Below are 20849 nucleotides of genomic sequence, written 5' to 3' on the forward strand. Positions count from 1 at the left end.
ATACTGACACGGACTGGAATATTTTCGGGAGAGAATCATGGATCAGGCGAGACTTCATTTGATGCTTTGCGGCGGCACCGGCTGCCATGCCAGCGGCAGCAAAAGTTTTCATGAAGCGCTGGATGCGGAATTGAAAAACCAGGGGCTTGAAAAGGAAGTCCGGGTGATTGAAACAGGCTGCAACGGGTTTTGCGCCCTTGGGCCGGTTATGCTGGTGCAGCCGGAGGGGATTTTTTATCAGCAGCTCAAGGCCGACGACGCTGCCGAACTCGTGGAGTCCCATTTTTTAAAGGGCCGTCCGGTGCAGCGGCTGATGTACCGGGATCCTGTATCCAAAAAGACCATGGCCCACATGGACGAAATTCCCTTTTTCGCCCACCAGATGATCTGGGCCATGCGCAACAAGGGCCTGATTGACCCGGAAAGCATTGACGAATACATTGCCAGGGACGGCTATTTCGGCATGGCAAAAGCCCTGACCGAGATGAGCAGCGAAGATATCATTGGGGAGATCAAGGCATCCGGCCTGCGCGGCCGGGGCGGCGCCGGTTTTCCCACGGGCGTGAAGTGGGGGTTTGCGGCACAGGCCAAAAGCGATGTCAAGTATGTTCTGTGCAATGCCGACGAGGGCGATCCGGGGGCGTTTATGGATCGCAGCATCCTGGAGGCGGATCCCCATGCAGTGCTCGAAGGTATGATCATTGCTGCAAAGGCCATCAACGCCACCCAGGGATATATCTACTGCCGCACGGAATATCCCCTGGCCATCCAGCGCCTGAGCCTGGCCATTGAAAAAGCGCGGGACTACGGCCTGCTGGGCGAGGATATTTTGGGCAGCGGGTTTGGTTTTGACGTGGATATCTACCAGGGCGCGGGCGCATTTGTGTGCGGCGAGGAAACCGCCCTGATGCGTTCCATCGAGGGCAGGCGCGGCATGCCGCGTCCCCGGCCTCCGTTTCCCGCCAACAAGGGGCTCTGGGACAAGCCCACGGTTTTAAACAATGTGGAAACCCTGGCCAATGTCGGGCAGATCATGTTAAACGGCGGCCAGTGGTATGCCAGCGTGGGCACCGAGAGCAGTAAGGGAACCAAGGTTTTTGCCATTTCCGGCGATATCAACAATATCGGCCTGGTGGAAGTGCCCATGGGCATATCCTTGCGCAAAATGATTTATGATATCGGCGGCGGCATTCCCAACAAGCGAAAGTTCAAGGCCGTGCAGCTCGGCGGCCCCTCTGGCGGATGTATTCCGGAAAAATACCTCGACACCCCGGTGGATTACGAGGAAATCGCCAAGGTCGGGGCCATTATGGGTTCCGGCGGCGTGATCGTCATGGATGAAAAAACCTGCATGGTCGACATGGCAAGGTTTTTCATGGATTTCATCCAGGAGGAGTCCTGTGGCAAGTGCACTCCCTGCAGGGAAGGCACCCGACGGATTCTGGAGATTCTGGAAAAAATTTCCGAGGGCCGGGGCGAGCCCGGGGATATCGAAACCCTGGAAGAACTCTCGGAAGTGATCAAAAGTTCTTCATTGTGCGGTCTGGGCCAGACCGCGCCCAACCCGGTGCTCTCCACCCTGAATTATTTCCGGGATGAGTATTACGCCCATGTCTATGAAAAGCGGTGTCCGGCCAAGCGATGCGTGGCGCTGCTGAAATTTACCGTGGATCCGGACAAGTGCAAGAAGTGCGGGCTTTGTTTCAAGGCCTGCCCCACCGGTGCGGTGCAGTGGGAGAAAAAGCAGCCGGCCTCAATTGACAAGGAAAAATGCATCCAGTGCATGGCCTGCTATGACGCCTGCCGGTTTGATGCAATCGAATAAAACGGCAAATGCCGGCTTTTATCGCCGGCATCCATGAAATTACGGGATAAAGCGGCGGTCTTTTTTCAGACCGCCGTTTTTTTTTGGTAATAGGCCGCGATGGCTTTGCAGAGACCGTCAATGGTGTATTCGTCTGCAATCACGTCCATTTCAAGGCCCATATCAGAAGCGGTTTGGGCTGTAATCGGGCCGATTGCGGCCAGGGTGGTGCCGGAAAGCAGCTGCTTTGCCATGGATTCCGGCAAAAGGGCCATGAAGTTTTTCACCGTGGAGGAGCTGGTAAAGGTGACCATATCCACCCGGCCGGATTTCAGGGCTTCGGCCAGGTCTTTGGCTTCGGCCTGTCCCTGTACGGCGCGGTAGGAAAGGATCTCATCCACGCTGGCTCCCATTTTTGAAAGTTCTTCAGGCAGCACCGGCCGCGCCCCTTCGGCCCGGGGCAGCAGAAATTTTTTGCCGGAAACATTCTGGCCGGCAAAGGCGCTGACCACGGACTCGGCCCGGTAGCTTTCGGGTATGATATCCGCGTTTAACCCGTTGTCATTCATGCGCTTTGCTGTGGCCGGTCCGATGGCCGCAGTCCGGATGCGGCCCAGGACCCGGGTGTCATATCCCAGGCCCTGCAGGCGGGTGAAAAATGCGTCCACCCCGTTGACACTGGTAAACACGAGCCAGTCATATCCGCTGATGTTTTCAATGGCTGCATCCAGGGCAGACAGGTCTTTGGCCGGCTCGATTTCAATCACCGGCATTTCCAGGCAGGCTGCTCCCATTTGCGATAGTCTTTCCACAAGGTCACTTGCCTGTTTTCTGGCCCGGGTCACCACGATCCGCCGGCCAAACAGGGGCCTGTTTTCAAACCACTGCATTTTTTCGCGCAGGCTGACCACCTCTCCGATCACGATGATACAAGGTGCTTTCAGACCGGCTGCGGCCACCTTGCCGCAGATGGTCTCAAGGGTTCCGGAAACCGTCTGCTGGCCGGCTGTGGTGCCCCATCTCACAAGTGCTGCCGGAGTTTTGGGGTCTTTTCCGGATTGCCAAAGTTTTTCCACGATATTGGGCAGGTTCTTGACCCCCATGAAAAACACCAGGGTTCCGCCGGTGTCTGCCAGGGCCTGCCAGTTGAGCATGGATTCGGTCTTATCCGGGTCTTCGTGGCCGGTGATAAAGGTCACGCACGAGGCAAACTGTCTATGGGTCAGGGGGATGCCCGCATATGCGGGTGCGGCCACCGCGGATGTCACCCCTGGCACCACTTCGAATGCCAGACCGGCTGCCACCAGCTCCTCGATTTCCTCGCCGCCACGGCCGAAAATAAACGGATCTCCCCCTTTTAGCCGGGCCACCACCCTGCCGGCCCCGGCTTTTTTTACCAGCAAGGCATTGATGCCCTCCTGGTTGAGGGTGTGATCCCCGCCCTTTTTTCCCACGTAGATCAGCTCTGCATCAGCCCGGGCGTATTTGAGCAGTTCGGCAGATGCCAGGTAATCGTATACCACCACGTCTGCTGCGGCAATGCAATCGATTCCCTTGCGGGTGATCAGGCCCGGATCTCCCGGGCCGGCGCCGATCAGATAAACCTTGCCGGTCATGTTTGCCGGGCCTCCTCTATGAGCCGTTGGACGATATCGCCGGCGCCGCGGTCAATTAAGCGCCCGGCCACGGCGGTTCCCAATTTTTCGGGATCATCGGCCGTGCCCTGCATCTGCTCGCGGTACATCACCGAACCATCGATTTCAGCCACCATGGCGTTGATTGTCAGTTGCCGGCCCTGTTTCTGTGCAAACGCGGCAATGGGCACCTGGCATCCGCCCTGGAGGCGTTTTAAAAAAGCGCGCTCTGCCAGCACGGTGCATGCCGTATCCGGATGATGAATGGCTGAGAGCAGATCGGCTGTTTCAGCGTCGTTTTTGCGGGCTTCGATGCACAAAGCGCCCTGGCCTACCGCTGGCATCAGGGTTTGGGGATCGATTTTTGCGGTGATTTGGTCCCCGAAGCCCAGGCGCATCATGCCTGCTGCGGCCAGAATCACGGCATCCAGGTTTTCGGATTCCAGTTTTTTGATCCGGGTGTCAATGTTGCCGCGCAGCGGACGGATATCCAGGTCCGGCCGGAGGTAAAGCATCTGGGAGCCCCGGCGCAGACTGCTGGTGCCGATGGATGCCCCTTGAGGAAGGTCTTCGATCTTGGTGACGTTTCTGGCAATTAAGGCGTCACAAGGGTTTTCCCGCACCGGAATGGCGGCAATGCAGAGGCCTTCTGGGATTTCCCCGGGCATGTCCTTCATGCTGTGCACGGCCATGTGGATGTCTTCTGCCAGCAGGGCTTCCTCGATTTCCTTGACAAAAAGCCCCTTGCCGCCCACTTTGGCCAGGGGCACATCCAGGATCTTGTCCCCGCTGGTCTTGATGACCGCCAGTTCCACGGAAATTTCAGGATGATGAGCCTGGATTTGATGCTTTACCCAGTTGGCCTGCCAGAGGGCAAGCTGGCTGCCGCGGGTGCCGATTCGTATGGTCCCGGAAGTCATATGCCGCAGCTGCCGCAGCTGGTGGATGCACATCCCCCGCAGGCCGAGCCTGCTGAGGCACTCACGGTCTGGCCGCCCTCGCCCTTGCTTACAAAACCGCAGGCCGAAAGGCGCCTTTGGACCTCTTCGGTGCCGCAGTCCGGGCAGGCCGGGGTTTCCTTTCCCAAAATCAGGGTTTCAAAGGTTTTGTCGCATTTCTGACAATAATATTCATAAATGGGCATGACATGCCTCCTGTGGTAAATTTTGTCCGCTTTCATATCCCATGCAGGACCGGATGTAAACAAATTAACCATGCCTGCGGTTCAATCAAGGCCGGCTGCCCTATGCCCGGGCCTGCCGGTCCGTGTCCGGGCCTTCGGCGATCTGTCCGATCCGGGCGATGTCCTCAGATGCGTCATATCCGCAGGCGCTTGCGGCTTCAAATTCAGCCAGGGCCTTTTCCGGCTCGTTTTGCTGGAAATAAACCCGCCCCAGCCGGTACCGGAACAGCCCGTTGTCCGGGGCCATTTCAGCCGCCCGGCGGCAGAACATCAGGGCAATATCAGCGTTTCTGCCCTGTTTGTCATAAAGCCAGCCCAGGGCAGACAGGGCTTCAGCGTCATCAGGCCGGAGTTTCAAGGCGGTTTTATAGGCGGCCGTAGCATCCGTGTCCCGCCCAAGGTGCAGGTAACAGTCTGCCAGGTATCGGTATGCAATCCCGGATTTTTGGTTTAAAGCCACGGCCCTTTCCAGGTATTGCAGCGCATTTTCCAGATCATTGGCTTCCAGGTATACCCGGCCGGTCTGAAACGCCACCTCAAAGACTTCCGGATCGATCTGTTCCGCGCCGGAGAAATATTTGAGGGCTTTTTCATGATCGTCCAGGCACATATGCGCGTAACCGGCATTATACAATGCCATTACCTCTCCGGGGTCCAGCTCGGCTGCACGGACAAAGCATTCCAGGGCCGCATCCAGTTCCTGTCTGACCCCGTGGCACACCCCCAGGCTGTTGTAGACATTCACATTTTTCGGGTCCATGGCAAGGGCGCGTTTGAATTCAAAAACCGCCCCGTCAATATCGCCGGCCTGGTAATACTTGTCCCCGGATATGTTGAGGCTGACCGCGTCAAAGGCCGTGGTGCTGCCCGGCCCGAAAAATTCGGCATGCTCCAGGGCTTTTTGGGCGTTGATCAGAATTTCGGCCCGGTCAAAATCCAGGGCGGGATAGGCGGCAATGCCGATGGTCAGACTCCGGGCCTGCTGACGTTTTATTTGTTCCTGCAGGCCGCAGGCCAGTTCAAGGGCGCCGGCTTCATCCATGCCAGGAAAAAAACAGGCCAGTTTGTCCTCGTCAAATACCCCCCAGAATCCTTCGTGCTGCCGGCAAGTCTGTCTCACGGCCGCGGCCGTGTCCAGGGCCAGGGTTTCCGGCTCCGGGTGTGCGGCAAAATCGTCCATGCGCAGAACCATCACGGAAAACAAATTTGTGTTCGCCAGCCGGCCGGCGGCTGCTTCCATAAGCCGGCCCGGGGATATGGCAGCATCCGGAAGGCTGGTCAGGGCTTCAAGGGTCCGGGCAGCGGCCTGGTCTGTTGCCGGTCCGTGGGCGGGCAAAGGTTCGCCCACCCCGCTCTGGGACAGCAGAAATGCACTGCTTGAAGTCTGGCTGCGGTGTGCAGAGGCACTGGTGTCGCTCATGAAGAACTCCCTGACAGCAAAAGGTTCACAGCCCGTGAAATCATTTCAACTTCGTCGGACAATACGGTTCTCAGGTCCACAAGAAAAGTATCTGACTCGATGCGGCCGGTAACAGCAGGCCGTTGTTGGCGCAGGCCTTGATCCATCCGGGCCGCGGACATGTCTTTGATGGAAATGGCCACGCACCGGGTGGGCAGTTCCAGCAAAGGAAGCGATCCGCCCCCGGCCCTGGATGCCGAATCAATGATCCGGCAAGTGAGCCGATCATCGTTGATCTGCCCCAGAAGCCCGGTAAGGCGCTTGGCCTTTTCCCGGATGTCGGCCAGGGGGCAGGTGAGCATGTACAACGTGGGAATGGTCTGCATGGCCGAAGCTTCATCCCGGTAGGCGCGCAGGGTGCTTTCCAGCGCGGCCAGGGTGAGCTTGTCAATGCGCAGGGCCCGGGTCAGAGGGTTTTTTTTGATTTTTTCCATGACCGGCCCGGAGCCTGCGATAATTCCGGCCTGGGGCCCGCCCAGGAGTTTGTCGCCGCTGAAGGTTACAATATCGGCCCCGGCGGCTACGGACTCCTGCACCGTGGGTTCCCGGGAAAGTCCGTATCTGGAAAAATCCACCAGGGTGCCGGAGCCCAGGTCCTCCATCACGGGCACCCCGGCCTGTTTGCCCATCTGAGCCATGTCCTTTAGGCCAACGCTTGCAGTAAAGCCGACAATGCCGTAGTTGCTGGTGTGCACCTTTAGCAGAAGGCCGGTGTTTTCGCTGATGGCCGATTCATAGTCCCGGCGATGGGTGCGATTGGTGGTGCCCACCTCCCGGAGGATGGCCCCGCTTTTGGCCATGACATCCGGAATCCGGAAGGCGCCGCCGATTTCCACCAGTTCTCCCCTGGATACCACCACCTCCCGGCCCCTTGCCACGGTGTCCAGGCACAAAAGCACGGCCCCGGCGTTGTTGTTGACCGCCATGGCAGCCTCTGCCCCGGTGAGTTCGCAGATGAGGTCCTCCACGATTTCGTAGCGCGATCCCCGCCTGCCTTCGGCCAGGTTGAATTCCAGGTTGGAGTACCGGCCGGCCGCGGCGGTCATGTGCGCCATGGCTTTTTGCGACAAAATTGAACGGCCCAGATTGGTGTGCACCACCACGCCCGTGGCATTGATCACATGGGTGAGGTTTTCGGCCATGGCCGACTGGATTTCGTTCCGGATCTGGCGGAAAATGGCTTGTTTGGAAATACCCGGATCATCGGCCGGAGGGGTCCGGGAAACAAGGTCTTTGCGAATGGCATCCAGGACCCGGCGCACGGCGGATTTGACAACCGACCTGGGGGCGTCGGCCAGCTGCGGATCTTCGGCTGCGGCCTCCAGCATGGATTCCACCGAGGGCAGGCGCCGCAGCTGGGCCTGCCGGTCATTGGGAAGGACTTGGTCGTTTTTTCCGGACATACCTGGCAATGCTGTATGAGTGTGGATACGGTCAAATGGCCGGAGAGAGGTTACGTTCGTCTCCGGCCGGTGATTTTGCTGTTAAAATAAGAAATTATACACTCATATCATTTCAAAGGCGCCAGGTTCAAGGTTTTTTTGGGCATTAGGTGCCTTCTTCCCAGCTGTCAAGGTAATCTTTCTGCTCCTGGGTAAATTCGTCGATTTCCACGCCCATGGCTTTAAGTTGCAGACCTGCGATCTGGTCGTCGAGTTCTTCGGGGAGTTTCAGGACCCGGTCTTCAAGCCTGTCTTTGTTCTTGACTCCGTATTCGCAGGCCAGGGCCTGGCCGCAGAAGGAGGTGGACATGACCTCGCTGGGATGGCCCTCGGCTGCCGCCAGGTTTACCAGCCGGCCTTCTCCCAGCACGAAAAGTTTTTTGTCGTCTATCACGAATTCATCCATAAAGGGACGCACCTGACGGACGGAGGAAGCGGCTTTGCGCAGGGATTCCAGTTGGAGTTCGTTGTCAAAATGGCCGGAGTTGGCCAGGATTGCGCCGTTTTTCATCTGCTTCATGTGCTCGATGTTGATGACGTGCTTATTTCCTGTCACCGTGCAGAAAACATCCCCGATTTTGGCGGCATCTGCCGTCTTCATGACCCGGTAGCCGTCATAGTGCGCCTGCAGGGCCCGGAAATTATCAACCTCGGTGACAATAACGTTTGCGCCCAGGCCCCTGGCGCGCTCGGCCACCCCCTTGCCGCAGCTGCCGTAGCCGCAGACCACAAATGTTTTTCCGGCATACAGCAGGTTGGTGGCCCGGAGGATGCCGTCAATGCTGGACTGGCCGGTGCCGTAATAGTTGTCCACCATGTGCTTGGTCTTGTTGTCGTTGACGGCAATCATGGGGTATTTTAAAACACCGGCTTTTTCCATGGCCTTGAGGCGGATGATGCCGGTTGTGGTTTCCTCGCAGCCGCAGATGATTTCCGGGAGCAGATGGGGGTGATTTTTGTGGATCTCCGATACCAGGTCACAGCCGTCGTCAATGGTTATATGGGGTTTGAAATCAATGACATTGTTGATGTAGCGGTAATAGTCCTCCGTGGTTTCGCCCTTGTAGGCCCAGACGCGCACGCCTTCCTCGGCCAGGGCTGCGGCCACGTCATCCTGGGTGGAAAGGGGGTTGCACCCGGTGATGGCCACATCTGCGCCCCCTGCGATCAGGGTGCGCACCAGTATGCCGGTTTCCTTGGTCACGTGCAGGGCCAGGCCCACCCGGATGCCCGACAGGGGCTTTTCGCTGGAAAAGCGCTTGCGCACTTCAAGTAGGGCACCCATATTGAGTTCGGCCAGTTCCATGTTGCGGGCGCCCTGGCCCGCCAGGGAAATGTCTTTGACTTCATAGTTTTTTCCGGTGTCCATGGTTGTCTCCTTTTCGAATAAGGGGTTCGACGAAGGGGTTGCAATGCTGCTGTCAGGCATTTTCCGGACGCTGTCGCAAGCACATCTTTTATAAAAATAGGCATTTAAAACGCTTGTGTCAAATTCGGGCCGGGTGTGAAAAATTTTTAACACATTGTTTTTATAATTATTTTTTTGCAATTCAGCCATGTTGGGGAAACTACCGGCAAAACGAAACAGGAGGAAACGTTTCCGAGGATTTTCGCATGGGGCCGGGCGGGTGTGGCTGGGACGCTTCAGCTCCGGTCCGAATCTTTGACCGAAACCGCTCCAATGCAGCTGCCCCAACCACACCCGCCCAACCCCATGGCCCACGACGTAAAAGATACCGGGTGTTTTGCAGGTCGCCTGCTCCGGATAAGGTTTTGAGTTCATGATTTTTCTTTTCCATTGCCAATGCTTTGCTGAATAGCGGATAGTTTGCAGAATTTTTTACCTGAAGAGGATTTTAGCGTTGGGCAAGGGCCGGGGCGGGTATGGTTTGTGAGTCGCATTTGAGCGCGCAAGCGGTCAGCAGCGAACAAATCATGGCCGTCCCGGCCCTTGCGAAAATCGGGAAAGGAGCTATTTTTACCAGGGTACTTCGGGCAGACTGAAAATCACCCGGCGAAATATAACACTCTGATTGCAGGAAAAAGGATAAAAACAGGCAATATTATGGCTCAGGATCAGATCCGTGTGGTCAATGCACGGCAAAATAACCTCAAAAATATCAATGTCACCGTGCCCGTGGGCGCGGTGACCGTTGTCACGGGCGTGGCCGGGGCAGGGAAATCCTCTTTGGCCTTTGACGTGCTTTATGCAGAGGGCTACCGAAGGTACGTGGAAACCTTTTCCCCCTATGCCCGTCAGTTTCTGGAGCGGCTGGACCGGCCCGAGGCAGATCGCATCGAGGGGGTGCTGCCGGCCATATCCATTGCCCGCACCTCACCGGTGCAGACGTCGCGTTCCACCGTGGGGACCATGACCTCGATTGACGATTACCTGCGCTCTTTGTTTGCCCGGGCCGCCCACCTATACTGCCGGGGCTGCGGCCGGCCGGTGCACCGGGAAAGCCCGGAGCACATTTTTGACGCCCTGCTGGCCCGGGGCCGGGACACAACCGCATTGATTTGTTTTTCCCGGCCCGTTGGGGATGCAGGCCCGGAGGATGTGCGCGAGACCTTGGAGCAGGCGGGTTTTTCCCGGGTGCTGGAGCAGGGCCGGGCCCTGCGCATTGAAGAGGCCGGCCTGGATTACGGGGCCGCAGGGCCGGTGACCGTGGTGCTCGACCGGGTGAAACTTCGCCCTGCAGCCAGGGCCCGGATCATTGATTCCATTGAGGCGGCTTTGCAGTTCGGACATGGACGGATTCAGTTGCAAATGGCAGACAGCGGAGAGACCCTGCATTTCAGCAACAGCCTTCACTGCCCGGTCTGCGATATCGACTATGCCGAACCCACAGCCGCCCTGTTTTCCTTTAACAATCCCGTGGGCGCCTGCGAGACCTGCAACGGGTTTGGCCGGATCATCGACATTGACCCGGACCTGGTGATTCCCGATCCCGGGCAAAGCATCGCCAACGGAGCGATCCGACCCTTCCAGACCCAGTCCTATTCCGCCTGCCAGAATGATCTCATGGCCTGGATGCGCAAAAATCGGCTGCCCGCAGACACTCCCTGGCAGGACCTGGATTCGGATCTGCGGGAGCGGATCTGGACGGGAGACGGGTCATGGTATGGGATTGATGATTTTTTCGACTGGCTCAAAAGCCGCAGGTACAAAAAACACGCACGGATTTTTCTGTCCCGGTTCCGTCGTTATCTCACCTGCCCGGATTGTCGGGGCGCCCGGTTAAAGCCCGGCTCCCTGCTGTTTCAGATAAAGGACAAAAATTTCGCCCAAATCGAGCAGATGGCCATCCAGGATGCCCAACAATTTTTTCGTGATGCGGATCTGGACGGTAATGATCGGGCAACGGAAATGCTGCTTTCCGAAATCCGGGATCGCCTGGAGTTTCTCTGCGACGTGGGCCTGGGTTATCTGTCCCTTGGCCGGCAGTCCAGAACCCTGTCCGGAGGCGAGACCCAGCGGGTGACACTGGCTACGGCTCTGGGAGCGTCTTTGACCAGCACCCTGTATGTGCTGGATGAGCCTTCGGTGGGGCTTCATCCTGGTGACAAGCAGCGCCTGGCCGGAGTGCTGTCAAAGCTGGCCGCTGCCGGAAACGCCGTTGTGGTGGTGGAGCATGATGCGGCGTTTATCAGGGGCGCGGACCGGATCATTGATCTGGGCCCCGGCCCGGGCATCCAGGGCGGCCATGTGGTGCACCAGGGAACCCCGGCCGGGTTGCTCAAACGCAAAAATTCGAAAACAGCCGCATATTTCCGGGGTGACCTGCAGATTCCCCGGCCGGAACACCGGCGGCCACCCGGGGCAAAAAAGCTGCACATCACCGGGGCTCGGGAGCACAACCTCAAAAACATTGATCTTGAAATTCCCCTGGGACTTCTGGTGTGTGTCACGGGGGTGAGTGGGTCGGGCAAGTCCACGCTGGTGGATCACGTGGTGTACCGCAATCTCCGGCGGCAAAAGGGACTGGAAATCATGGAGCCGGGCGCGTGCAACGGGATTGCCGGCCATCACCATGTTTCCGATGCCGTGCTGGTGGACCAGTCCCCGCTTTCCAGAAACACACGGATGAATGCGGCCACCTACATGGGCGTGCTTGATCCCATCCGCACTGCATTTGCCGGCACCCGGGCGGCCAAACAGATGGGGCTGACAAAGTCGGCTTTTTCCTTTAACACCCCGGCCGGGGCATGCCCCCACTGCCAGGGCGCGGGATATGAGCGGGTGGAGCTGCAGTTTCTGCCGGACGTGTATGTGAGGTGTCCGGGATGCGATGGCCGGCGATTCCGGCCTTACGTGCTTGATGTGCATTTCCGGGGCTATCATATTGCTGATGTGCTGTCTCTGCCGGCCCGGGACGTGGCTGAGCTGTTTTCTGACCGGCCGGCCGTGGTGGATGCACTTGTGCCCATGATCGACATCGGTCTGGGATATTTGTCATTGTCCCAGTCCGCTCCTACCCTTTCCGGCGGCGAGGCCCAGCGCCTGAAACTGGCAAGGCATCTGGCCCGGGCCCGGCACGCGGAAAACCTCCTGTTTTTGCTCGATGAGCCCACAACCGGCCTTCACCCGGACAACGTGGCCGATCTGGCGGGCTGTCTGCAGCAGCTTGCAAACCAGGGCCATTCAGTGATGGTCATCGAGCATGACATGGACCTGGCCCGGTCTGCGGACTGGATCATTGACATGGGACCTGCGGGCGGAGATGATGGAGGTCGCATCACGGGCCAGGGCACGCCGGAGCATATCGCCGGCCTTGACACCCTCACGGCCCGGGCCATGCAAAACATTGCACCGGATGTCTCAGAAATTCCCGAATCCGCCGGCCGGCGAGGCAAAGCGGTTTTTGGCAAAAGCATTTCCATCCGCGGCGCCCGGGAGCATAATCTGGCCGATATTTCCGTGGAAATTCCCAAAAACCGGCTGGTGTGCGTCACCGGGGTGAGCGGTTCGGGCAAATCCACCCTTGCCTTTGATGTTTTGTATTCAGAGGGAAGGGAGCGGTTTCTGGACTGTTTGCCGGTTTACGCACGCCAGTACATGCAGCCCCTTTCCCGGCCGGACGTGGACCGGGTGGAATCGCTTCCGCCCACCGTGGCCCTGGAGCAGAAAATTTCCCGGGCCGGGGCCATGTCCACGGCCGGCACCGCCTCTGAGGTGTATCATTACCTGCGCCTGCTGTTTTCCGCCCTTGGGTCGCCATTTTGTCCCGGCTGCGGGGTGGCCGGCCAGACAGCGGATGCCGCGGAAATCACCCGCCAGATCCTGCGGCGGTTTGATGGTGCAAAAATCAGAATTCTGGCCCCCCTGGTACGCAAGCGCAAGGGCTATCATGCAGACGTGATTGCCCGGGCTTTAGCAGACGGTTTTGCATTTGTGCGAATTGACGGAAAATTTTATGAGTCCGCAGCCCCGCCCAAGCTGGACCGCTATGGTATCCATGACGTGGAGGCAATGACAGCCGAGGTGATGGTGGACCGGAAGCGGCCGGAACAGATCCGCACCGGGGTGAAAACCGGTTTGGAGGCCGGGGCCGGGGCAGTTATTGTCACCGCGGCAGATCAAAAATCCCGGGGCCGGGATCACTTCTTTTCAACCCGCCGGGCCTGTCCCGAGTGCGGGGCCGGACTGCCCCAGGCCGATCCCCGGCTGTTTACCTGGAGCCAGCAGTTCGGGGCCTGCCAGGTCTGCCAGGGCACGGGCCGGGTGAAAACCGGTGATTCCGAACCTGATACAGACGTGCCTGTTTGCCCGGCCTGCTCCGGCACCCGGCTGCGGCCCGAAGCCCTGGCCGTGAAAATCAACAACAGCAATATCGGCGAAGTTGCCGCCATGACCATATCCGGCGTCCGGAAATGGCTCCATGGGCTTGACGCGGTCTCAGCAGAGGTCAGCCAGCGGGTGCTGCCGGAGATCAACGCCCGACTGCAGCTGCTGGAGAATCTGGGCGTGGGTTACCTGACACTGGACCGGCCCTCCAACACCCTTTCCACGGGCGAGGCCCAGCGGGTGCGGATCGCAGCCGAGATTTCCTCCAATCTGCGCGGGGTCTGCTATGTGCTTGATGAACCCACTGTGGGGCTTCATCCCAAAAACGCGCAGGCCCTGGTTTCCGCCCTTTGCGAGCTCCGGGACCGGGGCAACACCGTGGTCGTGGTGGAGCACGAGGAGCCGGTGATCCGGGCGGCAGACCATGTCATTGACCTTGGCCCGGGTGCCGGTGTTGACGGCGGTCGGGTGGTGGCTGCGGGAACCCCCAAATCCCTGGAAAAAAACCGCGCCTCTGTCACCGGACAATGGCTCGGTGCCAGTGCTGCCGAAGATTTGTGGCGGCGCAGAAGTCTTGAAAACTGCCCCTGCCTGACCGTATCCGGGGCCAGCTGTCACAACCTGTCCAATGTATCCGTGGATTTTCCCCTGGGCCGGCTGGTGTGTGTCACCGGGGTGAGCGGATCGGGCAAGTCCACCCTGGTAAGGGATGTCACTTTCCGGGCCGTCAGGGCGGCCCTGGCCGGCCGGCCCCTGCCAAAGACCGCGGCCGGGCTTTCCGGGATGGAATGGATCAAAAGCGCCAAAGAAGTGGATGAATCGCCCATTGGCCGGACTCCCAGATCGGTTCCGGCCACCTACGTGGGGATCATGGATGAAATCCGGCGGATTTTTGCCATGACCCCGGAGGCCCGCGCCCGGGGTTATACTGCCGGCCGGTTTTCCTTTAACGTGTCCGGGGGGCGCTGCGAGGCCTGCGGCGGTCAGGGCCGGCACCGGGTGGAAATGCCGCTTTTGCCGGTTGTGCATATCCCGTGCGATGTTTGTGGAGGGCGGCGGTACAACCCCGAAACCCTGGCCGTGCGGTTCAAGGATCGCTCCATTGCCGGTGTGCTGGACATGACCGTTGATGAGGCCCTGGATTTTTTCAGCGCGTTTCCGAAGCTGTTGGGTTCGTTGCAGTTTTTATCCGATATCGGCCTGGGCTACGTGAAACTGGGCCAGCCCAGTCCCACTTTGTCCGGCGGCGAGGCCCAGCGTATGAAACTGGCGGCAGAACTCACCACAAGGTCGGCCGGCGGCGGATTTTACGTGCTCGACGAGCCCACCACCGGCCTGCACATGGCGGATGTGGCAAAGCTTGTGTCCGCACTTCAGCAGATGGCGGACCGGGGCGATACAGTGGTGGTGATCGAGCATGACATGGATTTGATTGCCGCGGCCGATTGTGTCATTGACATGGGCCCCGGCGGCGGGGAAATGGGGGGAAAAGTGGTGGCCCGGGGCACCCCTGAGATGGTGGCGTCCTCGGCGGAATCCTTGACCGCAGCCTATCTGCGGGAAAAATTGGCCGCCGCCCAAAGATGATGGTGCCATCAAAGATGATAAGAAAAAAACAGCCCCCGGCAGCTCACCCGCAGGGGTGTGCTTGCCGGGGGTTTTTGTGAAAAAACTACTTCTGCATTTTCTGGTTGAAAATGGCTTCACACTTCTGGGCTGCCTGCTCGGCCTCGTCAGCAGCCATCTTGGCTTCGTTGGCATACTTCTCGGCATCCGCGGAGGACTGGCCGGCTGCTGCCTTGGCTTCCTCGGCGTCTCCCACCGCCTGATCAATCTTTGCCGTGTTGGCGTTGACCTGCTCCTGGAGTTCATTGAACTGGGCCGTGGTGGCACAGCCCGACACCATGAGGGCGGCCACTGCGATAAATGCGGCCATCAGGGTCCAGACAGTCTTTTTCCGGTTGCTTTTTGTCATTTGCTACCTCCTTTTTTTATGGTTGGTTCAGATCGGTGATACTGCCCACGGCTTCGGGTACGCCGCTCCGGGCTGTCACCACACGTTGCATCCGCTGCTGGTCAATGCCTGAAAACAAGCCCCTTTGCCTTAACAGGGCTTCGGCATGAGCATGCATGTCCGGGATTATATCATGAATATCCGGGTGGACCTCCAGAAAAATTTTATCATGCTGAATTCCCACCTTAACCGGCGCATAGAGGATTTCCACCCGGTCGCCCACAGCCACTTCATTGAAAAAGATCTCAACATGCTCCGGATACATCCGGATGCATCCGTGGCTGACCCTTCTGCCGATACCCCAGGCAAAGTTGGTGCCGTGAATTCCGATCTGCCCGTCAGCCAGGCCGATCCAGTAGTCTCCCAGGGGGTTGTCCGGTCCCGGCGGCACCACGGCACGGCCCACTTTTTGTCTGGAGCCCTCGGGCACGGTCCATTCCGGACTTTTTATCCTGGAGACAACCCGGGTGTCTCCCTTTGGTGTGGCCGCCCCCTGCCTGCCGATACCCACAGGATAGGTTTTGACCAGTTTGTGCTCCGGAAAAAAACGGTAAAGCCGCATTTCCGGGATATTGACCACCACTTGCTGGTATCGGGTGGGCGGCAGCACCCAGGTCCGGGGAATCAAAATTTCCTTTCCCCGGGGTGGCAGCCAGGGGTCCATGTCCGGATACACAAGCGCCAGTTCATTGTATCCAAGCTCATGGTTCCGGGCAATATCGAGCAGGGTTTCCCCGGACCTGACAACATGGATCTGTTCATAGCCCACCCGGTTCATGACCGGTGTTTGGGCATCTGCCATCATTTGTATCTCATAGCGGAAAGCCGCACCAAAGGCCGTACCGGTACAGATCAGAAAAAAAAGCGCGGCAGCGCAGGCAGCCCGCAGGCAATCCGTTTTCATGGCGGCGCCCTTCAGGAGATGGTCAGTCGGGTTATGGAATGCCGGTGCGTATCCACCATGCAGAAACCGGGATTGCCCTCTTTTCCCATCACATCACCCGGGTTGAGCAGAATGGTTTTTCCCATCTGTTCCTGCCGGGGCATGTGGGTGTGACCAAAACACACCAGATCGTATTTGCCTGTGGCGGCCAAACCCTCAGCCATTTGGGGCTCATGGGTGAAGCCGACAAAAAAACCCTGAAAATCGATTTCCCCGAGTAGTCCGTAAAGCGTGATCAGGCCGTTTGAGGCTGCCGCGGTTTTTGTGAGCAGATATTTGTCCCCGTCATTGTTGCCAAATACGCAATGAAGGGGTATCTGCACCTGCTGAAATTGCTTTAGCATAAACGGGGCAATAATGTCTCCGCAGTGAATGATGGCCTCAGCCTGCTGCTTGCCGATAATGTCTATGGCCTTGCCGACGTTTTCGATATTGTCGTGGGTGTCGCTGAGTACCGCAAATTTCATAAGCGTATTTTTTTCTCCGCCGGTCCGGTTCTATGGTCGTTTTGAAAAACTTTTTCACAATTCTATCAAATCTTTATTTTTTCGTCTTCATGTGTCAATGATAATGGCTTTTAAGGAAAATTTCAACAAAGGGATGTTTGTTTTAAAAGGCCATGAAACCGTATTCTCCCAGAAATAATCCAGAAAACAAGTCCCGCGAGACTTCTGCTGATGGGCCCTATGACCGGCGTCAGGCCTCCCGGGCCCTGCAGTTGACGGGCAGTTTGAGCGTTCTGGCCTCGGCTTTTTTCTTTTACCTGGCCACGGCCGTGATTCGTTGGGCGCAGCAGGAGGTGGTGATCGCGGCCTCGTATTTCGTGTTTGCCCGGTTTCTGCTGGGTTTTTTTGTGATCTGTGCCCTGCTGGCGGTCCGGCGAAAGGGCCCCCGGCCTGTCCGGCTGCATTTGCTGGTGGGGCGCACGGTGTTTAACTGCCTGGCGGTGTACTGCTTCTACCAGGCGGTTTCCGTGACCTCCCTGGCGGAAGGCAATATTTTAAATATGACCTATCCGGTTTTTCTGGCCCTGTTTTCCTGGATACTGCTCAAACACCAGCGGGATCACGTGGCAGCGGCCATGGTAGTGGTGGCCTTTGCCGGCATCTGGCTGATTCTGTCGCCGGGAAAGCTGGATTTGCGGTTGGAAAGCCTATGGGGATTGGCTTCGGGCATCAGCGCGTCTTTTGCCATTATTTATCTCAACATCAGCCGGCTGCACCATGATTCAGACACGATTTTGTTTTATATGTTCGGCCTGGGATCGGTGATCATCTATGCCATGTTTTTCCGGGAGATTTCCGTGCCCGACGCCAAACAGTTGTATTACCTGACCCTCTGCTCGGTGCTCGGCGTGGGGGGCCAGTACCTGCTGACCCTGGGGTTTAAATATGTCACGGCCGTGGAAGGCGGGATTTTGTCCTCCACCCGGATTCTGCTGGCTGCGGTGCTCGGCCCGGTGGTGGCCGCGGATCCGGCCCTGTCGCCGGCGGGCTGGCTGGGTGCCTTGCTGATTTTCACCGCCAACGTGGTGCTGACCCTGCGCAAATTCAGACAGCCGGCTATCCCGGAAAAACAGCCGGGAGAACATTGACATGACCGCTGAAGATTTGTTTGCATATCTGCCCGCACACCGGCTGGAACACCACAGAAACGCCCTTGCCCTGGTGCCGGAAAATAATGATCCGGATCCGGGGACGGCGGTTTTTCTCATGGATCCCAAAACCGGATATCATACGTTAAGCTGCAGTTGCAAAGCCCCCACCGGCAATAAACGAAAATCAAGATGTCCGCATATCAAACAGTTGTCAGAAGGACTGCGAAAGGTCCCGGATTCGGGTTCCCGGTCCTGGCTGGATACCCTTTTCCGGAAAACCCCGTGGTATGAGACCGCAGCAGCCCTTCACCAGGTTTGCCCGGTGAGTTCCCAATCCCTGAAAATCAGTCCGGAAAAAGTTTCTGATACCGGTGAAATCCGGGTATGGGGTCCGGACGCAGAGCTTCTGGCTTCATTTTCACCCGATCCGGAAGACTCCGAAAAGGCGGCCCTGGAAAAGCAGCTGCTCCTGGAACGCACCAATCTTTGGCCCCAAAAGGACAATCCCTTTCACCGGGGCCGGGTCATGGATATGCTGGCCCGGTTGACCCTTACGGAAACCGAGCGGCTCATGGCGCTGCAGGAGGTGATCAGCCGCCGGCAGGCCCTTGAGCAGAGTTTCTGGTTTCGCCTGCTTTATCATTTTCGAAACGTGTCTGCGGATGCAGGGCCGGGTTTGGTCACTGAACTGGAACAGGAAACCGGCCGTTATATCATCGCCTGTACAGACCGAAGCCGGGCGCTTCGCATTGTTGTTCCCAGAAAAGGGGTGATGCGCGTGCAAAAGCAGATCCAGGGTATTTTTCCCGGCACCGGCCAGGTGGTACGGCCCGAATCCCTGGAATCCATTGTCAAGGTTTCGGCGGATGAGAACAATTATCTGCGCCTGACCCTCTATCTGCTGTTGCATTTGCCGGACGGCGCCACTGAGGCCATTGAACGCAGCCGCCTGAAAAAATACTGGTACGGGGATGCGGTTTATATCCCGGACAAAAATGTGCTGGCCACATGGAAGGCAACCGACAAGTTCGGCCCGGTCTTTGGCCGGCAGTACACAAAAAGGATCAAACCCGAACGGGTGCCGGAACTCATCGATAAAATGGGAGATATTTTTTCACCTCCCAATATCATTGATCCCAGCGCAAAACGGCTCAGGCTGCACCGGAAATGGGAACACATGGAGATTACGGCCGAGGCCGTGGACAGGGACTGGTGCTGGCTGGCTGTATCCTATGGGTTTGGGGAAAGTGTGACCGTCCGGCTGGCCGATATTTATGAAGCCCGCAGGGCTGGGAAGAAATATCTTCCCGTGGACGACGGATGGGTGGAAATCCGGGATCTGGACCTGGGGCCGGTTGTAAAGCTGCCGGGAAGCCCGGTTTCCGCTCAGCTTGGAGACGGCAGAAAAACCCTGCAATTGTCGCGGATGGATCTTTTGCGGATCCAGGCCGCATCCGGCGGAAATCTCCGGGTCCGGCCCCAGGGGGATGCACCTTCCAAAAGCCTTTCGGCAATCCTGGATATGCAGCCGGCAACCCCCGTCACCCGGCCGTCTGGAATGGCCACCGGTCTGCGCGGTTACCAGGAAAACGGACTTCAGTGGCTGGGGTTTCTGGCGGAAAACCGCATGGGCGGGCTTTTGTGCGATGAAATGGGCCTGGGCAAAACCCACCAGGTCATGGCGCTAATGGCATGGCTTGCGGAAAACCGGCAAAATCCGGTGCCCTGTCTGGTGGTGTGCCCCACCACGGTGATCTCTCATTGGGAGCGCAAAATCCGGGAGCATGCCCCGGGCCTGCAGGCCTCGGTGTACTATGGTGCCGGCCGGGAGATGGCCGACCTTTCGGTTCCGGGCATGGTGATGATTACTTCCTACGGTATATTGTTGCGGGATGCGGCGGTTTTGCAGGGCATCGGGTTTGCTGCGGCGGCATTTGACGAAGCCCATTTGATCAAAAACCCGGACACCAAATCCCATGCCGCAGCACACGCGATCCGGGCGGATCTGAAAATTGCGGTCACGGGCACGCCGGTGGAAAACCGGCTCACGGATTTAAAGGCCCTTCTGGATCTGGTGCTGCCCGGATACCTGGGAACAGACCAGGAATTTGCCCGCCGCTATGAAAACGCGGGCAGACACCGGCGCAAGGAACTGCAGCGGCTGATTCGGCCTTTTACCCTTCGCCGGACAAAGGATGCGGTGCTCCACGAACTTCCGGAAAAAATAGAGGACATCCGGTACTGCCGTCTCACAGATACCCAGGTGCGGCTTTACCGGGATGCGGTGGCAGGCCGGGGCAAAAAGCTGCAACAACAGTTGGCGCGCGGAGATGCTGATATTCCCTACATTCATATTTTCGCCCTGCTTTCTTTGTTAAAGCAGATCTGCAATCATCCGGCTTCAGTGGACCGGCGGTCGGTCCCCAAAAGCTTCAAAACGGATCAGGAGGTCATGGATTCCGGAAAATGGGAGCTTTTTGTGGAACTGCTGGATGCCTGCCTTGCAAACGGTCAAAAGGTGGTGGTTTTCAGTCAGTTTCTGCCCATGATCCGCATGATCGCCTCTCACCTTCAATCCATTGGCGTGGAATCGGCCGGTATTACCGGACAGACCCGGGACCGGGGACAGCAGATCGATCGGTTTAACAATGATCCCGACTGCCGGGTGTTTGTGGGCAGTCTCAGGGCCGGCGGCAGCGGAATTGACCTCACCGGCGGATCCGTGGTGATTCATTACGACCGGTGGTGGAATGCCGCCAAGGAGGATCAGGCCACGGACCGGGTCCACAGAATTGGTCAGAACCGGGGGGTGCAGGTGTTTAAGCTGGTTACTGAAGGAACCCTGGAAGAAAAGATTTCAGCCATCATTGACCGGAAGAAAAACCTCATGGCCGACGTGATTGCAGAAGATGATCCGGGCCTGCTCAAGACCTTTTCCAGGGACGAACTCATGGACCTGATCTCTTTGCCGGACTAGATTTGTTT

Annotated in this window: 13 protein-coding genes; 4 read left to right on the forward strand and 9 right to left on the reverse strand. The window is 58.0% G+C overall.

The features are described from left to right. Window positions 1-37: 37 nt before the first annotated feature. On the forward strand, window positions 38-1825 hold the full coding sequence (nuoF, locus tag HNR65_RS02225; RefSeq protein ID WP_181549803.1) for an NADH-quinone oxidoreductase subunit NuoF: 1788 nt from the start codon (window positions 38-40) through the stop codon (window positions 1823-1825). A gap of 65 nt (window positions 1826-1890) precedes the next feature. Here nuoF and cobA read toward each other — a convergent pair whose 3' ends face one another. The 6 genes from cobA to ahcY all read right to left on the reverse strand — a co-directional run bounded on the left by cobA (window position 1891) and on the right by ahcY (window position 8891). Then, window positions 1891-3420, reverse strand: a complete 1530-nt coding sequence (cobA, locus tag HNR65_RS02230; RefSeq protein WP_181549804.1) for a uroporphyrinogen-III C-methyltransferase — start codon at window positions 3418-3420, stop codon at window positions 1891-1893. Further along, a complete protein-coding gene (hemC, locus tag HNR65_RS02235) occupies window positions 3417-4358 on the reverse strand; it encodes a hydroxymethylbilane synthase (protein ID WP_181549805.1) in 942 nt (313 codons plus the stop codon). The genes cobA and hemC overlap by 4 nt, the downstream gene beginning before the upstream one ends. Further along, window positions 4355-4582: an FmdB family zinc ribbon protein gene (locus tag HNR65_RS02240; protein ID WP_181549806.1), complete on the reverse strand. Its 228-nt coding sequence runs from the start codon at window positions 4580-4582 to the stop codon at window positions 4355-4357. The genes hemC and HNR65_RS02240 overlap by 4 nt, the downstream gene beginning before the upstream one ends. Before the next feature lie 100 nt (window positions 4583-4682). Continuing rightward, the gene (locus tag HNR65_RS02245; protein ID WP_181549807.1) at window positions 4683-6041 is read right to left on the reverse strand and encodes a tetratricopeptide repeat protein; all 1359 of its coding nucleotides are present in this window, start codon (window positions 6039-6041) and stop codon (window positions 4683-4685) included. Then, complete coding sequence (selA, locus tag HNR65_RS02250) at window positions 6038-7483, reverse strand: L-seryl-tRNA(Sec) selenium transferase (protein ID WP_181549808.1); 1446 nt, start codon at window positions 7481-7483, stop codon at window positions 6038-6040. Before selA ends, HNR65_RS02245 begins: the two co-directional genes overlap by 4 nt. A gap of 145 nt (window positions 7484-7628) precedes the next feature. Next, window positions 7629-8891, reverse strand: coding sequence for an adenosylhomocysteinase (gene ahcY / locus HNR65_RS02255; protein ID WP_181549809.1), 1263 nt, complete (start codon window positions 8889-8891; stop codon window positions 7629-7631). Window positions 8892-9587: 696 nt separating this feature from the next. Between ahcY and uvrA the strand changes: the two genes are divergently transcribed. Then, on the forward strand, window positions 9588-14897 hold the full coding sequence (gene uvrA / locus HNR65_RS02260; RefSeq protein WP_181549810.1) for an excinuclease ABC subunit UvrA: 5310 nt from the start codon (window positions 9588-9590) through the stop codon (window positions 14895-14897). Window positions 14898-14982: 85 nt separating this feature from the next. Here uvrA and HNR65_RS02265 read toward each other — a convergent pair whose 3' ends face one another. From HNR65_RS02265 to HNR65_RS02275, 3 genes are read right to left on the reverse strand one after another with little or no spacing between them, the layout of a single operon-like run. Beyond that, window positions 14983-15285 carry an Lpp/OprI family alanine-zipper lipoprotein gene (locus HNR65_RS02265; RefSeq protein WP_181549811.1) on the reverse strand — a complete coding sequence of 101 codons (303 nt, stop codon included), beginning with the start codon at window positions 15283-15285 and terminating at the stop codon, window positions 14983-14985. A 16-nt stretch (window positions 15286-15301) separates the two neighbouring features. Beyond that, complete coding sequence (locus HNR65_RS02270) at window positions 15302-16228, reverse strand: L,D-transpeptidase family protein (protein WP_181549812.1); 927 nt, start codon at window positions 16226-16228, stop codon at window positions 15302-15304. An 11-nt stretch (window positions 16229-16239) separates the two neighbouring features. Beyond that, on the reverse strand, window positions 16240-16734 hold the full coding sequence (locus HNR65_RS02275) for a YfcE family phosphodiesterase (protein WP_181549813.1): 495 nt from the start codon (window positions 16732-16734) through the stop codon (window positions 16240-16242). Between the two features lie 152 nt (window positions 16735-16886). Here HNR65_RS02275 and HNR65_RS02280 point away from each other — a divergent pair, with 152 nt between their 5' ends. Together HNR65_RS02280 and HNR65_RS02285 are read left to right on the forward strand one after the other, a co-directional pair. After that, the gene (locus tag HNR65_RS02280; protein WP_181549814.1) at window positions 16887-17861 is read left to right on the forward strand and encodes a DMT family transporter; all 975 of its coding nucleotides are present in this window, start codon (window positions 16887-16889) and stop codon (window positions 17859-17861) included. A 1-nt stretch (window position 17862) separates the two neighbouring features. Beyond that, complete coding sequence (locus HNR65_RS02285; RefSeq protein WP_181549815.1) at window positions 17863-20841, forward strand: DEAD/DEAH box helicase; 2979 nt, start codon at window positions 17863-17865, stop codon at window positions 20839-20841. Window positions 20842-20849: the final 8 nt, after the last annotated feature.

It is taken from the genome of Desulfosalsimonas propionicica (assembly GCF_013761005.1).
GTDB classification, from domain to species: domain Bacteria; phylum Desulfobacterota; class Desulfobacteria; order Desulfobacterales; family Desulfosalsimonadaceae; genus Desulfosalsimonas; species Desulfosalsimonas propionicica.

What these genes read in the sequence shown, in the direction of transcription:
- HNR65_RS02285 (WP_181549815.1), top strand. Translation starts at nt 17,863, where the DNA reads ATGACCGCTGAAGATTTGTTTGCATATCTGCCCGCACACCGGCTGGAA.
- HNR65_RS02245 (WP_181549807.1), bottom strand. Translation starts at nt 6,041, where the DNA reads ATGAGCGACACCAGTGCCTCTGCACACCGCAGCCAGACTTCAAGCAGT.
- uvrA (WP_181549810.1), top strand. Translation starts at nt 9,588, where the DNA reads ATGGCTCAGGATCAGATCCGTGTGGTCAATGCACGGCAAAATAACCTC.
- cobA (WP_181549804.1), bottom strand. Translation starts at nt 3,420, where the DNA reads ATGACCGGCAAGGTTTATCTGATCGGCGCCGGCCCGGGAGATCCGGGC.
- HNR65_RS02280 (WP_181549814.1), top strand. Translation starts at nt 16,887, where the DNA reads ATGAAACCGTATTCTCCCAGAAATAATCCAGAAAACAAGTCCCGCGAG.
- HNR65_RS02240 (WP_181549806.1), bottom strand. Translation starts at nt 4,582, where the DNA reads ATGCCCATTTATGAATATTATTGTCAGAAATGCGACAAAACCTTTGAA.
- nuoF (WP_181549803.1), top strand. Translation starts at nt 38, where the DNA reads ATGGATCAGGCGAGACTTCATTTGATGCTTTGCGGCGGCACCGGCTGC.
- ahcY (WP_181549809.1), bottom strand. Translation starts at nt 8,891, where the DNA reads ATGGACACCGGAAAAAACTATGAAGTCAAAGACATTTCCCTGGCGGGC.
- HNR65_RS02275 (WP_181549813.1), bottom strand. Translation starts at nt 16,734, where the DNA reads ATGAAATTTGCGGTACTCAGCGACACCCACGACAATATCGAAAACGTC.
- HNR65_RS02265 (WP_181549811.1), bottom strand. Translation starts at nt 15,285, where the DNA reads ATGACAAAAAGCAACCGGAAAAAGACTGTCTGGACCCTGATGGCCGCA.
- selA (WP_181549808.1), bottom strand. Translation starts at nt 7,483, where the DNA reads ATGTCCGGAAAAAACGACCAAGTCCTTCCCAATGACCGGCAGGCCCAG.
- HNR65_RS02270 (WP_181549812.1), bottom strand. Translation starts at nt 16,228, where the DNA reads ATGAAAACGGATTGCCTGCGGGCTGCCTGCGCTGCCGCGCTTTTTTTT.
- hemC (WP_181549805.1), bottom strand. Translation starts at nt 4,358, where the DNA reads ATGACTTCCGGGACCATACGAATCGGCACCCGCGGCAGCCAGCTTGCC.